Origin of the sequence: Oceanotoga teriensis, from assembly GCF_003148465.1 — a bacterium.
In the GTDB taxonomy this organism is placed as follows: Bacteria; Thermotogota; Thermotogae; order Petrotogales; family Petrotogaceae; genus Oceanotoga; species Oceanotoga teriensis.
Map to the genome: position 1 here is coordinate 43,855 of NZ_QGGI01000013.1, position 15,303 is coordinate 59,157.

The following is a 15,303-nucleotide window of genomic DNA, read 5'->3' on the forward strand; positions in this document are numbered from 1 at the left end:
GTTAATTAAAATATACTATTTATTATTCCTATGAAAATTATAACAAATAAAAGATCAAATAAAAATATTTTTTTCTATATTTAATCTATTTGTTATATAAAACAGCATTTCTTAATAAATCCCCAATTAAAAATAAAATTAATAAATTATATTAAAGTGCTTATATTATTTATTATAACATAAAGTTACTTATATGCAATGCAATATTAAAAGAACTGTTTATAAACAAAAAGGAGCCTTTAAAAGGGCCCCTTTTTATTTAAATTTATTTTAAAATAATGCTTTTTCTGTCTCTTTATCAAATGCGTGTATTGCATTTAAATCAAATACTAAATCAAATTCTTGTTCTGCAACAGCTTCTGTTTTAGGATTTACTTTGGCTGTTATTGATTGACCATCTATATTTACATGAAGTAATGTTTCACTTCCTAATGGTTCTACTACTTCTACTTTTGACTTAATTTCTGATGATGCATTTGATGTTGGATCAACAAAGTTTTTATCATAAATATCTTCAGGTCTTATTCCAAATACTATTTCTTTTCCATCATAATTTTCAAAATATTTTTCAAATTTTTCTGGAACTTTTATATTTACAGAATCACTATTTAGAAAAAATCCATTATCTTTTTTAACTTTTAAATTTAAGAAATTCATAGCAGGCGTTCCTATAAAACCAGCAACAAAAATATTTTCTGGCCTATGGTAAACATCGTGAGGATTTCCTATTTGTTGTATATAGCCATCTTTCATTATAACAATTTTATCAGCCATTGTCATAGCTTCAACTTGGTCATGAGTAACATAAGCTATTGTTGCATTTAATCTTAGATGAAGTTTTTTTAATTCTGCTCTCATCTGTACTCTTAATTTTGCATCAAGATTTGATAATGGTTCATCGAATAAGAAGACTTTTGGATCTCTAACTATAGCTCTACCAACTGCAACTCTCTGTCTTTGCCCACCTGAAAGTTGTTTAGGTCTTCTATCTAATAGATGTTCTATATCTAAAATTTTAGCAGCATTTTTTACTCTTTGATCAATTTCATCTTTCGGAAGTTTTCTTAATTTTAACCCAAATGCCATATTATCATATATTGTCATATGTGGGTATAAAGCATAGTTCTGGAAAACCATAGCAATATCCCTATCTTTAGGTTCTACATCGTTTACAACTTTATCATCAATTTTTATAGTTCCTCTTGATATATCTTCAAGTCCTGCTATCATTCTCAATGTGGTTGTTTTTCCACATCCAGAAGGTCCTAATAGTACTACGAATTCTTTGTCTAAAATTGTAAAATTTGCGTCTTTTACAGCATGGAATCCATTAGGATAAATTTTATTAATATTATCTAATATAACATCAGCCATTTGTTACACCTCCGGATTTTAATCTTCAAAGTTATTAAAAAATTCTTTTATTTGTTTATAGTTTGTCACTTCACTCGCATCTAAAAGAGAGAGATCTTTTATTTCTTCTAAGAAATTCATCATATTTTTAAATTTTTCATAATTCATTATTATAGATTCTGGTTTTCCATTTTTGGTTATTATTATTTCTCCTTTTTTACTCGATTCTATTACTTTTGAAAAATTTGCTTTTGCCTGAGCAACACTTTGAAATTCATAATTGGATAAATTCATAAATATTCCTCCTGACTACAATTATAGTCATTTTATGTTTTTTAGTCAAGTATATTGAATAACAGAAATAACATAATATTTGTTTTTAATCATTAATAATTGAGTATATTCTTATTATTTCAGATACAGACCATGCTTGAGAAAAACATCCTTTTTTATTGTGTGGCCAATTACCTTCTAATATTTCTGGAATTGTTGAACACCACTCATTTTGAATCATATTTTCTAAAGGTTTTAGTAATTCTTTGATTAATTTTTTTATTTCAAATGAATAATTATTAGTTTTTAATAAGGCTTCATAAAAAGGACCTAAAAGCCAAGGCCATACATTTCCTTGATGATAAGAACCATCTCTTGTTGTTCTATTTCCTGTATAAATTCCTATATAAGATGGATCTTTTTGAGATAGAGTTTTTAAGCCAAATGGTGTAAAAAGTTCATCAAATACTTTTTTTACTATTTGTTTAGATTTTTCATCGTTTAATAAATTGAAAGGTAAGGAGACTGAAAATATTTGATTAGGTCTTATGCTTTTATTTTTTTCATTTTCATTTATATAATCATATAAACAATTTTCTTTTTCATTCCAAAATATTTTATTAAAAGAATCTAATATTTTATTAGAAATTTTATTTTTAAATTCTAAATGGAATTTTTCTGAGAAAAATTCCATTATTTTTATACTGTTGAACCATAAGGCGTTTATTTCAACGGCTTTTCCATATCTGGGTGTCACAACCCAATCATCTACTTTTACATCCATCCAAGTTAATTGTGTTTCTTTATTTCCAGTATAAAGCAAATAGTCTTTATCCATATATATATTATATTTTGTACCTTTTATATGTTTTTCAATTATATTTTCCATTTTTTTATAATATTTTTTTATAAAAGATTCATCATTTGTTTTTATATAGTATTTATACATTGCTATAAATAACCATAGTGTACCATCAGCAGTATTATATCCTCCAGGTTTTCCTGTATAATCATCAAAAACATTAGGTATTAATCCTTCTGATTCATTTTCTAGAAACGTTTCCATTATTTCTTTAAATAAAGATATTTTATTTTGAGATAGAGTAAGACCTTCTAAAGCGATCATTGTATCTCTTCCCCAATCAGTAAACCAAGGAAATCCAGCCATTATCGTGTGTTTTTTTGTGCTTTTTCTGTAAGATATAAAATTTTTTGAATTTATTTTTAAAATATCATCAATTTTTTCTGATTTTTGTTTATCTTCGCTTTCTTTTATAAATTTATCTATAAAGTCAAAATTATCTATTTCATATATACTTTCTAATGATGAAAATGTTATATATAGTTTTTCATTAGGCATTAACACTTTTTCTATTTTATTTTTAGATATTATTTCTTCATACGCAAATAATCCTCTTTCATTTTCTTGATCATAAAATATATTATTAATTTTATGATCATTTTCTAATATTAATCCATTTGTATTTATGCAGATCTTATTATTAAAATTGGTATTTATTAAATTAAAATTTTTTTTAGATTCTGTTATTTTTAAATTTAATTGATTTGGTAGAGTATTTTTATGAATATCTCTATCATTTAAATAAGGAATTATTGTTAATTTAGTCGGTTCATTTGAAAAATTTTCATATATTAAAGCAACTAAATTTTTCTTTTCTAACATTATTATTTTTTTATTTATAAATATATTATTTATTTTTATCAACCATTCTGGATAAGATATATGTTTGAAAGAGATTATTTTATCAAAACCTTTTTCTTTATAACCATTTGCATCTTTTAAGGTTGAAATATAGTGTTTTTCATTTTTATTTTCAACTATTTCACTAACTCTTGATACTAATATTCTTCTATCTACAGGAGGATTTAAAGATACAGATAATATAGAATGATATCTACTTGTATTATTTGAAATTCCTGTTGATGATGATGTCCCACCAAGATTGTTTGTTAAAAGGTATTCCATTTGAGAATAATTTGTTAAAGTGTTCATTTTTTCCTCCTTATCCACTTCTATCTATTTTTTTTCTTATTAAGCCTTCTTGTACGCCATAATATCCTTTTTGTATTGCTTTTTTGCCTATTTGTATATTTTTTTGATTGTTTTTTAGAGTATTTATTTTTTCATTTATTTTTTCATTTCTATTTTTATCATTTTCTATTATTTTTTTTATGATTATTTTTACTTTTTCATCAGAAAATTTTTCTATTTTTTTAATTTCTTGAAGACGTTCATCAAGAAGATTGTTGAATTCTTCAAATTTTTCTTCTTGAATAAGGATATTTAAATTTGTTTCTATTGTTTCTAAATTATTTATTAGTTCATTTAAATCATTCATTTTTTACCTCCATCCTTTTCTTTTTTAAATATAATTTTATTTTGGAAATTTCTTCTTCAGTCATTCCCTTATCCCACCAATAAGGTATGAATGTATTATTTAATAATAATGGGTCTAAATTATCTTGGATTTGTTTGTTTTCAACCATTTTTTTATAGTCTTCTGTACCCGGTATTGGTGTAAATTCATTTACATTTGCCTGTATTCCCAAATCAAAACAAAAATCTATGGCATTATATATATCGTCTATTTTTTGTCCAGGTAAATTTGATATTATATATGCTCCAATATCTTTTAAATCTAAATCAGATTTTTTAAAACAATTTACAGCGTTTATTAAATCTGCATTAGTTACTTTTGCTCCAGTATTTTTTTGCAAATTGGGATCTGAAGTTTCATATCCCAATTTTATAGTTTTGAAATTTGCATTTTTTAGTAAATCTGATATTTCTTGATTAACTCTATGGGCATGTATTCCATTTGGCAAATGATAATTAACTTTTATGTTGGCAAGGTCTTTTAACAATTCTTTTAAATCTCTTCTTAATAAAAATGCATCATCAAAAAAAACTATATTTTTTAAATTTGGCCATTTTTCTTTTATATTATATATATTTTCAATTAAATTTTTTTTAGATCTATAATTGTATTTCCACATATTATGAGTTACGCAGTATGAACAGTTATAAGGACATCCTATTGAAGCTGTAATAACTGCATATGGCATTTTTCCATTATATACAGAATAGTCTGGGTCTAATTCTTCAAACCAATTATATTCCTTTAAATCATAATTTAATTCTTTTAACATATTTTTTATTGGTATTAATCCTGTTCCATTTAAAACTTTTACGTTTAAGTCTTTAAATGTTTTTTTTGCATGTTCTGTATATATATTTGTATATATACCGCCAAGATATATCTTTGTGTCATTATGTATTTTTCTTATGAAATCTATCGTCTTTTTTGCTCCATAATACCAATATGTCATTGTGACTCCAACCAATATTGCATCTACTTTTCCAATTTCTTTTAACTTTTGTTCGAATAGTTCCTCGGGTAATCCATATTTTTTAAATTTTCTTGGTATAAATTGTATAATTTCAGGTTTTTTTACTTCTTTAGATATAAATTTTCCTGTTCCATAATATCTGTCTTTTATATTTTTGTATTTTTCTAGTTCTTCATCATGTCTATACATTAAATCAATGAAATGAACTTCATGACCTTCTTTTTTTAATATAGAAGAAATATAGAGTAATCCTAAAGGTTTTAACCAAAAATCATATGCTGCAGAGTCATATATCCAGGGATTGATTATCAAAAATTTCAAATTATTCACCTCTTAAATATTTCATATAATATGATATCCCTTTTAAAGTAAGATTTTCATCAAAATTTTTAAATATGTATGAATTTGTTTTTAAGTTTTTTGCCATTCCTCCTGTAGTTATTATTTTGTAATTTATACTATCTTGTTCTTTTATTTTTTCTATTAATGTTTCAAGACCATACAAAATAGTTTTTATTATTCCTATTTGTACATTATCATCAGTATTTGTTCCATAATTATAATCAGGAATATTTAATTCTATTTGTGGTACTTGAGCTGTATTGGAAAATAAAGCCATCATAGAAGTTTTAAAACCAGGGGTTATAGATCCTCCAACAAAATTACCATTTTTTAATACATCTAAAGTTATTGCAGTACCAAAATCTAAAGTTATACAATTTTGACCATATTCTAATTTACTTGCAATTACATTAGATATTCGATCTGCACCTATTTGTGCTGGATAATCAGCCATATATTTTATGTTATATACATTTTGAAATGGAGATACAAATATAGAATCTAAAGAAAAATATTTTTTGGAAAATTTTTCTAAAATATAAGCTTTAGAAGGTACAACATTTGAAATACCGATATCTTTAATAGTATCTATTTTAATATTTTTATTATCAAATAATATTTTTATTATAGAGAATAATTCATCTTCCGTTTCAAAGCTTTTTGTTCCTATACGCCATGTTGTAAAATTATTATTATTTTTAACTCCTAATACGGTATGAGAATTTCCTATATCGAATAATAATTCCATAAAAACCTCCTATTTTTATCTTATTATTGTGGATGCTTTTCTTATCCTATTCATTATACCAATACCAATACCTTTATCTTTTATGCCAGATATTATTATATTCTCAGAAATTTTATCATATTTTCTCAGTAAATAAAATAATTTTACAGATATTTTATAGTATTCGAATCTTTTTGAGATTATTTCATAATTAAGGTTATTTTTTTTATAAAATTCTTCTAATTCTTCATAACCTAGAACTATTGAATTGGATCTTTTTTTATATTCATCTAATATTATTTTTTTTTCATCTTCGATATTATTTTTTTCTTCTATTAATATTACGGGAATATCTGGAGAATAATGTTTGTATTTCATGCCAGGTGCCAAAGCTATATCAGCTTTTACTTTGCCAAAAACAAAATCAGGTATTTTTATACTTCCAAATATTTCTTCAAGTTTTTCAGGTGGAATTGGCCCTGGTCTTAATATTGTTGGTACATCATTTGATAAATCTAATACAGTTGATTCTATTCCGTATTTTAATTCTTCAGCAGTTATAATCATGTCAACTCTATTATTCATATCTTCAATAACATGTTCAGGTCTTGTTGGACTTGGTTTTCCAGATAAATTAGCACTTGGAGCAGCAATTGGTAAATCAGTCATTTTTAATAGTTTATTAGCTATTGGATGTACGGGTATTCTTATTGCAACAGTCTTTCTACCACCAGTTGCAGCATTAGGAACTATATCTTTTTTATTTAATACAAAAGTTATAGGACCAGGTGTTAAAATTTTTATTTTTTTTAATAATGAATAATCTATATAACAAATTTCTGACATTTTTTCTAATTTATTTATATGAAGTATTAAAGGATTATCTGAAGGTCTTCCTTTTGCATTATATATTTTTTTTATTGCTATTTCATTTAACCCGTTTGCTCCAAGTCCATAAACAGTTTCTGTTGGAAATACTACAGTTCCATTATTTTTTAGTATTTTTGAAGCTTCTTTTAATTCATTTTCTTCGAAATCAAAAGAGTTCATTTTGATTATTTTTGTCATTTTTATAAGTCCCCTTTTTAATTTAATCTATTTATAATTTTATCAAATAAATTTTTCTTTTAATTGAAGTAAAAATAGTTATTTTAATAATTAATCTTTTTTTCATTTTTTATAAATATTGAAATATTTTTCAATATTTATAAAATTTCACCTATATTCAAATCTAATTATTCATATATAAGATTTGAAAACTTTTTCAATGATGATAAAATTTTCATAGTAATTAAATAAAGGGGGAGATTATTTTGGAGTTAAAAAAAATTGATTTTGAAAATTTTGATATAGAGGAATTAGATTTTTTAGATTTAATGATGATAGATATTGAAGGTAATATAAGACATGTTAGTATAGCTAAAGGTTTTATAAATGAAAAATTATTCGAAGAAGGAATAGGTTTTGATGCTTCTAATTTAGGATTTGCTAAAGTAACAAAATCTGATATGGTTGCAATACCAGATAAAAATATGTCTTTTTTGGAATACAAAGATGAGTTTTCTATTTTACATATGTTTTGTGATGTTGTAGATCCTTTTGATAATTCTAATGTTTTTGCTCAATATCCTCGTAATATTATTAAACTTACTCATAAGTATTTATTAGAAAACAATATTGCTGAAAATGTTAAAATGCTTGTGGAACTTGAGTTTCATGTTTTTGATGATGTTTCTTATTCAAGTAATTTTTCACATTCTTATTATCAAGTTATGAGTAGTGAAGGTATTGGTGAATATTATGATAATCAACCAAGAATGCGTAATAATAGGGGTTATCATAATATTTATCCAACAGAAAAATATTTTACTTTTAGAAATCAAGTAGTTAATGTTATGGAAAGTATTGGAATTCCTGTTAAGTATCATCATCATGAAGTTGGAACTGCACAGCTTGAAATTGAATTAAATTTTATTGGCATAGATAAAGTTGCTGATTATGTAACTCTTTCTAGATGGATTATAAAAAATATTGCAGAGGAAAATAATTTGTTTGTTACTTTTATGCCTAAACCAATATATAATATGCCTGGAAATGGAATGCATGTTCATCAGTTTTTAGAAAAAGATAATAAAACACTTTTTGTTGGTGATAAAGAGCATGGACTTAGTGAATTAGCATTAAATTATTTAAGTGGAATATTAGATCATAGTTTAACTGGATCTTTATTAGCTTTTACCAATCCAAGCACCAATTCTTTTAAAAGACTTGTACCTGGATTTGAAGCACCAATAAGTGCTACTTTTGCAAAAGGAAGTAGATCTGCTGCTATAAGAATACCAGGTTATTTAAAAGAAGATAATGTGAGAATTGAATTTAGAACTGGAGATGCTACTGCCAATCTTTATTATTCTTTATCTGCAATGGTCTTGGCAGGTATAGATGGAATTTTGAATAAATCGAATCCTATTGAAAAAGGATATAGTTCTATTGATCATTTAGAAGATAAACAATTTCCTCTTTCTTTAGATAAAGTATTATTAGGCCTTAAAAATGATAATGAATATTTACTTAGAGTTTTTCCGAAAGATTTAATAGAATTATGGATTAATAATAAGTCAAAAGAAGCTTCTTATGTATATAATGCACCAACTCCTCAAGAGTATGAGCTTTATTTTTAAATTTGAAAAGGACTGATAATATTTATCAGTCCTTTTCTCTATTTATATACATTTTTTGAGCTATTTCATCCATTTCTTTTGCTTCTATTATTTTTTCTTGTGATAAATATTCTTCATATTTTCTAAATTTTAATTTTTCTATTATATCTTTTTCTTTTTTTGCTTCTAAAAATTTTTTTCTGGCTTTTTCTTCTTCTCTTAATTTTTTTTGATATTGTTTTATTAATTCTATTCTTTTTTGTTTTAAAAAATGTCTATATTTGATCAATTCTTGGACTTTTGTAGAGGATAATGAATTTTTTAGTTCATTATCAAAATAAAGTCCATAATCATTTATTTTTTTATCTAAATTTGATATAGAATTTTCTACCTGCATTCTTTCATTTATCTTTTTGGACAGGTTTTCTTTTTCAATATTTTCAAATTTTTCTTTTAAATCTAATATGCGTTGTAAATTAAAATTAAATTTCATTTATTTTATCTCTACTTTATTTTATTTCATATCTATCTAATTTATAATATAAATTTCTAACTGTTAATCCTAATCTTTTTGAAGCTTCTGTTTTGTTTCCATGACAAACTTCAAGCATTTCTAATATTATTTTTTTCTCATAATCTTCAACCATTTCTTTTAAAGTTCCTGTAGATTTTTCAGAACTTTCTAATATTTCTGGAATATGTGATGAAGTTATTATACTATCTTGATTTTCCATATTTAGAATAGCTCTATCTATAACATTTTCTAATTCTCTTATATTTCCAATCCAAGAATAATTTTTTAATTTTGTTAAGGCATCTTCAGTAAAATCATAAATTACTCTACCATATTTTTGATTTAAAGAATGTAATATTTGTCTTGAGAGTGAAGGAATATCTTCTTTTCTTTCTCTTAAAGCTGGTATATGTATAGTCACAACAGATATTTTATAGAATATTTCTCTTGAAAACTTTCCTATACTTACAAGAGTTTTTAAATCTTCTGTGGTTGAAAGAATTAATCTAACATCTGGTTTGTAATTATAATAATCACTTTCGAATTCGCCTTCTTTTAGATATTTTAAAAGTTTTTCCTGTACTTCATCATTTGCAGAGTGTATATTTTCTATAAATAATGTTCCATTATGAGTCTTATGAAAATAACTCTTTTGACCAAAAAGAATATCTTCTTGTTTATCTTTCGGTACTAAAGAAAGATTAATTCTTAAATATGTATTATCTTTTCTATCACTTGAATTATGTATCGCTTGAGCTAAAACTTCTTTTCCTACCCCATATTCTCCAGTTATTAATATGTTTACTTTTGTTGCAGAAGCTTTTTGAGCTTGTTTTATTACTTTTGTCATTTCTATTGAATCTGCAACTATGTCATCAAAATTATATTTTGCTCTTTGTTTTTTTAGCATTCTTTTGGTAGCTTCTAATTCATTTAAAAGTCTTTCTATTTCTGATACATCATGTATTACAGCAACACTTCCTTTGAAATCATTTTTTACAAAATATGGTGTTACCGAAGCAATTACATCTTTCTTACTTGAAGATATTTTTTTCTTTACATTGAATATAGGCTTTTTTTCTCTAGCACATTTAATATGAAGGCTTTCACCTTCTGCTAAATCAACTGAAGCTGGTTTTCCTATTACTTCTCTTGGTGTTAATCCGGTTATTTTTGTATAAGCCCTGTTTACCATTACAACTCTACCTTCTTGATCAGCTACTGATATTGCATCTGAAGTAGAGTCTATTATTGATGTTAACATTGCTTCCATTTCTCTAAGATTTGTTACTTCTTCTGCCAATTTTTGAACAGTTGTTATGTCTCTAAATACTGCAGCTGTTGCAATTGTTTCATTATTTTTATTTTTTATTGGAAATCTTGAAGTTATTATAACTTTATTTCCAAGATTTTGAAGCCTGTCTAATTCTGATTCACCTGTTCTAAGAAGAATATGTAGTCTTGTATTTGGAACAGTTTCTACTACATTTTTATTTAAAATATCTTCTTTTTTAAGGTTTAATATTTGACATGCTGAATCATTTATAAAAAATATATTTTCTCTTTCATCAACAGCTATAACCCCTTCTAATAATTGATCTAATATGGATCTTATTAGTTCATCCTGAGTCATTTTTGTTCACCTCAATCCTCTAAAAGTTTATGATGTTGTGTCCATCCATTTTTAAGGTCTAAATCTATCATTGTTTGAACAACTTCTTCATATTCATTTTTTTTCAAAAATCTACCAAGTTTTTCTGAATTTTTTGCTTTATATACAGGTACATATTGATCCATTAAACTTATTCTAATATTTTCAGATATTTCATATTTTAAAAATTTAAGAGCTTCTTTTGCTTGGTTTATATAATTTGGCAATACTAATATTCTTACTATTATCCCTCTTTTTAGAATTCCTTTTTCTTCTATATAATCATTTCCAATTTGTTTATAAATTTCTCTTAATGTAGATTGCATACTATCTTGGTAATTTTTAACATTCGATAATCTTTTTGCAATTATATTACTTGTATATCTTATATCGGGCAAATAAATATCTACTATATCTCTTAATAGTTCTATTATTTCAACATTTTCATATGATGAAGTATTCCAAACAATTGGTAACCTAAACCCTTCTTCAATAGCTAATATTAAAGCATCAATTATAAAAGGAAGATAGGCTGTAGCTGTTATTAAATCTAAATTTACAGCTTTTTTATTATTTTGTATATCAAGATATATATTTTTTAAGTCTTCAACTGTTATATTTTTTCCAAGGCCTTCTTGGCTGAACTTAAAATTTTGACAATATATGCAATTCATACTACAATTTGAGAAGAAAATTCCTCCAGCGCCCGTATTTCCCGTTAATGGAGGTTCTTCGCCTGGGTATAAAACAAATTCGGAAATTTTTATTTTATCATTTGCTCCACATAACCCATTATTTTTATATCTATTTATATTGCATTTTCTTGGACATAAATCACATTTTTCTAATTTTTTATATAGGACTTCTTTTATTTCTTTTAATTTGCCATTTTCATATAATTTCATATATGATGGTTCAAAATTCATTAAAAAATAACCTCCAATTATAAAGCGCAACATTCATATTTATAGTTTATTTTGTAATTCATATTTTTAATTAATATTTCTGTTTCTTTTAATGGTTGTACTAAACCATCTAAATATGGAATTAAATTTTTTTGAAGCTCTTTTCGATATGTACCTTTTGGATGCATACAACCTAAAATTATTTTTTTATCGTTGTACATTTTTTTTGCAATTTTTATGATATTTAATACTTCATCTATTTTTGGTATTAAATTATTTTCATATTTGCTTCCTTTTGTAGGAATAAGAACAAGAAAAATTATCCTATCAAAATATTCTATGTATTTTTCTAATTTTTCTAAAGCTTCTATTTCATGGTAGATTTGTCCTTTATAAAGTCCTATTGTAATATGAGGTTTTATAGGTATTTCATATTTGATAATATTTTCAATAGTTTTAAAAGACTCTTCATAATTTTTTATATGATAAACTTCTTCTAAAGTTTTCTTATTTCCAATTATATCAATTGAAGCTGTGTCAATTATATCTTTTATATCAATAATATTTTCTTCATTCATAAAACCAAAATGAGCATTGTATTTTAAATCGTATTTTTCTTTTAATTTTCTCAATTCATTTTTATGAATGTTGATAGGAATTTCAAGTTTGTTATTCATTCCGCCACTTAAAAGAAATGATTTATAACCTTGTTTGACAAGAGCTTCTATATCTTTTATGGTTTTCATATTTTTTAAATAATGTTTATTGCAATGAGAGCAATTTAAATAGCAATAATCTCCAGTTAAACTTATAGATTTTGTTTTATTTAATTTTATTAGATCTATTGTTTTTTTCATTTTGATTATTCCTTTCTTATTTTTTTACAAGCCTCTCTTGCAGCAATTTGTTCAGCTATTTTTTTTGAATGGCCTTCTCCAATGCCATATATTTTTCCATCAACTTTAACACCAATTTTATAATATCTTATATGGGAAGGTCCTTTTGCTTTTATTATTTCATAATCAGGTAGAACTTTAAATACATCTTGAGTTATTTCTTGTAATTTAGTTTTATAATCTAAAAATAATTCACCAGCTACAGCTTTTTCTATATGTTCATTTAGATTTTTTATTATAAAATTTTGAGTAAATTCGTATCCTAAAGATAAGTAAATAGAAGCTAATAATGATTCAAAAGCATCTGCTAATATTGAATGTTTTTTTCTTCCACCATGTTTATCTTCACCAGTTCCTAAAAATAAAAAATTATTTAATCCTATACTTAAAGCTACTTCTGATAATATTAATTCACTTGCAACTGTGGCTCTTATTTTTGACATATCTCCTTCAGTTAATGAATAATTTGAATAAAGGAACTCGGAGATTACGAGTTCCAAAACTGAATCTCCGAGAAATTCTAATCTTTCATTAGAGTTTAATTTTCTTCCTTTATTTTCTTTTTCAAATACATATGAAGTATGGCATAAAGCATTGAATAATATTTTTTTATCCATGATTTCTGGTAGATTTAAATATTTTATTGCATTTTTAACTTGATTTTTCTCATTTTTGTTTAAATTAAATGATTCTTCACTTTTCATTATCCTAAAAACTCCTTGATTTTATTTGCAAAAGCTTCTGTATCAAAGCCATAAATTTTTCTTATTAATTCAGAAGATCCAGAAGGAGCATATTCATTAAATCCAAAATTTTCCATACCATTTATATTTATATTATTTTTTACTATAGTTTTACTTATTTCATTTGCAATTCCATTTTCTACATTATGATCTTCTAATGTTATTATTTTGTTGTTCATAAGGTATGGTATTAATTTTTCATCATTATAGTGTAAAGGTGAAGCTATACCTATTACATTTATTTTGATACCTTCTTTTTTTAATATATCTGCAGCATCTACAGCTATATGTGCAAATGTTCCATAGGTAATTATAGTTAATTTTTCGCCTTTTCTAAATTCATCTATACTACCATATTCATATTTATAATTTTTGTCAAAGAACGGTTTTCCTTCTTCTGTTTTTATTATATCTATTTTAGACCTTCCCATAGTAATTACTATATTTCCTTCATTTTGAGCAGCATATCTAACTACTCTATCTGTTTGAGTTGGATCTGATGGAACTATTAATTTTGTATTATACATACTTCTAATTAATCCCATATAATTTACTTCTTGATGAGTTTTTCCATCTTCTCCTACATCTGTTCCAGAATGAGTTATAGCTGTTTTTAAATTTGAATGATTTATATCATTTAATCTTTGTTGATTAAAAGGTTCATCTAATCCAAAAACTCCAAAATCAGCAAAGAAAGTTAAAACACCACTCGCAGATAATGAACCAGATATTGTTGCAGCATTGTGTTCTTGTATACCTATTTGTATGTAACCTTCAGGATTGACTTTTTTAAATTCTCCAAGTTTTACCGAAGGTAATAAATCACAATCTATTGCAGCAACAGGAAATTTTTCTTTATTTGATTTTGCTATATCAGCTAAAGCATTTCCAAAAGCACTTCTATTATCTGTTTTTTTATTTTCGTAAGTTATAGGTGTTCCGTATTCAACATTTAATTTTTCATTTGGATAATTTTTTTCAGATTTTTTCAAAGGTAATTTTTCTCTGGCAGTTCTAAATTTTTGAATATCATTTTCTATATTGAGTTCTTTTAAAGCTTTTTCTAATTCTTCATCTGATAAAGGTGAACCGTGATATTCATGTCTGTTTTCCATGAATGATACGCCTTTTCCTATTATTGTATGAGCTATTATAACTGTTGGACCTAATTTATAATTTTCAGCTATTTCTAATGCTTCATTTATTTGTTCAAAATCATGACCATTTACTTCTATTATATTCCATCCAGCAGATTTGTATTCAGCTTTTAAATCAACATATAATACATCTCTTGCTCTTCCTGAAATTTGTATATCATTATAATCAAGTATAACTATAAGATTATTTAAATTTTCTTTTTTTGCTGTTCTTCTTGCTTCTGCAATTTGTCCTTTAGGACTTTCTCCATCAGAAGAAAAAACATAAACTTTTGAATCTTCATTTTTTAATTTTGCTGCAAGTGCAAATCCTACTCCTACTGATAATCCTTGACCAAGATTTCCGGTAGTCCATTCTATACCTGGTATTCCTCTTGTTACATGGCCTTCAAATATACTTGATGGATGTCTAAAACCAGAAATTACTTCTTCTATATTAAAGAAACCAAATCTTGCCAAAGCAGAATAAACTCCTGGTGAAGTATGACCATGACTAATAACAGTTTTATCTCTCACCTTTTTAAAAGGTTGTTTAGGGTCTATATTTGCTCTGTTAAATACACTTAAGTATAGATCTATCGATGACATAGAACCACCTGGATGACCTGATTTTGATACAGATGTCATTTTTAATATGTCACCTCTACATATTTTTGATAAATCTTTTAATTCTTTAATACTTTGTTTCATTAGAGACACACCTCCGGTTT

At 25.1% G+C, this 15,303-nt stretch carries 14 protein-coding genes; 1 reads left to right on the plus strand and 13 read right to left on the minus strand.

Features of this window, described 5'->3' with window-relative positions:
• Positions 1–270 precede the first annotated feature (270 nt).
• From C7380_RS09420 to C7380_RS09445, 7 genes are all read right to left on the minus strand, one after another.
• The gene (locus C7380_RS09420; RefSeq protein WP_109605257.1) at positions 271–1,374 is read right to left on the minus strand and encodes an ABC transporter ATP-binding protein; all 1,104 of its coding nucleotides are present in this window, start codon (positions 1,372–1,374) and stop codon (positions 271–273) included.
• Positions 1,375–1,392: 18 nt separating this feature from the next.
• Positions 1,393–1,647 carry a type II toxin-antitoxin system Phd/YefM family antitoxin gene (locus C7380_RS09425; protein ID WP_109605258.1) on the minus strand — a complete coding sequence of 85 codons (255 nt, stop codon included), beginning with the start codon at positions 1,645–1,647 and terminating at the stop codon, positions 1,393–1,395.
• 85 nt (positions 1,648–1,732) lie between these two features.
• Positions 1,733–3,640 (minus strand): amylo-alpha-1,6-glucosidase, encoded by a 1,908-nt coding sequence (locus tag C7380_RS09430; protein WP_109605262.1) that lies wholly within the window; start codon positions 3,638–3,640, stop codon positions 1,733–1,735.
• A 10-nt stretch (positions 3,641–3,650) separates the two neighbouring features.
• Positions 3,651–3,986, minus strand: coding sequence for a flagellar protein FliT (gene fliT, locus C7380_RS13560; RefSeq protein WP_158274865.1), 336 nt, complete (start codon positions 3,984–3,986; stop codon positions 3,651–3,653).
• On the minus strand, positions 3,979–5,319 hold the full coding sequence (locus tag C7380_RS09435) for a B12-binding domain-containing radical SAM protein (protein ID WP_109605264.1): 1,341 nt from the start codon (positions 5,317–5,319) through the stop codon (positions 3,979–3,981). Before C7380_RS09435 ends, fliT begins: the two co-directional genes overlap by 8 nt.
• Before the next feature lies 1 nt (position 5,320).
• Complete coding sequence (locus tag C7380_RS09440) at positions 5,321–6,088, minus strand: type III pantothenate kinase (RefSeq protein WP_109605265.1); 768 nt, start codon at positions 6,086–6,088, stop codon at positions 5,321–5,323.
• 15 nt (positions 6,089–6,103) lie between these two features.
• Positions 6,104–7,135 carry an L-threonylcarbamoyladenylate synthase gene (locus C7380_RS09445; protein ID WP_109605267.1) on the minus strand — a complete coding sequence of 344 codons (1,032 nt, stop codon included), beginning with the start codon at positions 7,133–7,135 and terminating at the stop codon, positions 6,104–6,106.
• Between the two features lie 245 nt (positions 7,136–7,380).
• Here C7380_RS09445 and C7380_RS09450 point away from each other — a divergent pair, with 245 nt between their 5' ends.
• Entirely contained in the window at positions 7,381–8,748 is a 1,368-nt protein-coding gene (locus tag C7380_RS09450) for a glutamine synthetase family protein (protein ID WP_240597581.1), read from the plus strand.
• 25 nt (positions 8,749–8,773) lie between these two features.
• Here the strand turns inward: C7380_RS09450 and fliJ are convergent, their stop codons facing one another.
• The 6 genes from fliJ to C7380_RS09480 are packed head-to-tail and all read right to left on the minus strand — an operon-like array spanning position 8,774 to position 15,283.
• Positions 8,774–9,220, minus strand: a complete 447-nt coding sequence (fliJ, locus tag C7380_RS09455; protein ID WP_109605269.1) for a flagellar export protein FliJ — start codon at positions 9,218–9,220, stop codon at positions 8,774–8,776.
• A 16-nt stretch (positions 9,221–9,236) separates the two neighbouring features.
• Positions 9,237–10,874 (minus strand): sigma-54 interaction domain-containing protein, encoded by a 1,638-nt coding sequence (locus tag C7380_RS09460; protein ID WP_109605271.1) that lies wholly within the window; start codon positions 10,872–10,874, stop codon positions 9,237–9,239.
• 11 nt (positions 10,875–10,885) lie between these two features.
• Positions 10,886–11,818 carry a radical SAM protein gene (locus C7380_RS09465; RefSeq protein ID WP_109605273.1) on the minus strand — a complete coding sequence of 311 codons (933 nt, stop codon included), beginning with the start codon at positions 11,816–11,818 and terminating at the stop codon, positions 10,886–10,888.
• A gap of 17 nt (positions 11,819–11,835) precedes the next feature.
• The gene (gene lipS1 / locus C7380_RS09470; RefSeq protein ID WP_109605275.1) at positions 11,836–12,654 is read right to left on the minus strand and encodes a LipS1 family lipoyl synthase; all 819 of its coding nucleotides are present in this window, start codon (positions 12,652–12,654) and stop codon (positions 11,836–11,838) included.
• A 5-nt stretch (positions 12,655–12,659) separates the two neighbouring features.
• Entirely contained in the window at positions 12,660–13,397 is a 738-nt protein-coding gene (gene rnc, locus C7380_RS09475) for a ribonuclease III (protein ID WP_109605277.1), read from the minus strand.
• Positions 13,397–15,283: a transketolase gene (locus C7380_RS09480; RefSeq protein ID WP_109605279.1), complete on the minus strand. Its 1,887-nt coding sequence runs from the start codon at positions 15,281–15,283 to the stop codon at positions 13,397–13,399. Before C7380_RS09480 ends, rnc begins: the two co-directional genes overlap by 1 nt.
• Between the last annotated feature and the right edge of the window lie 20 nt (positions 15,284–15,303).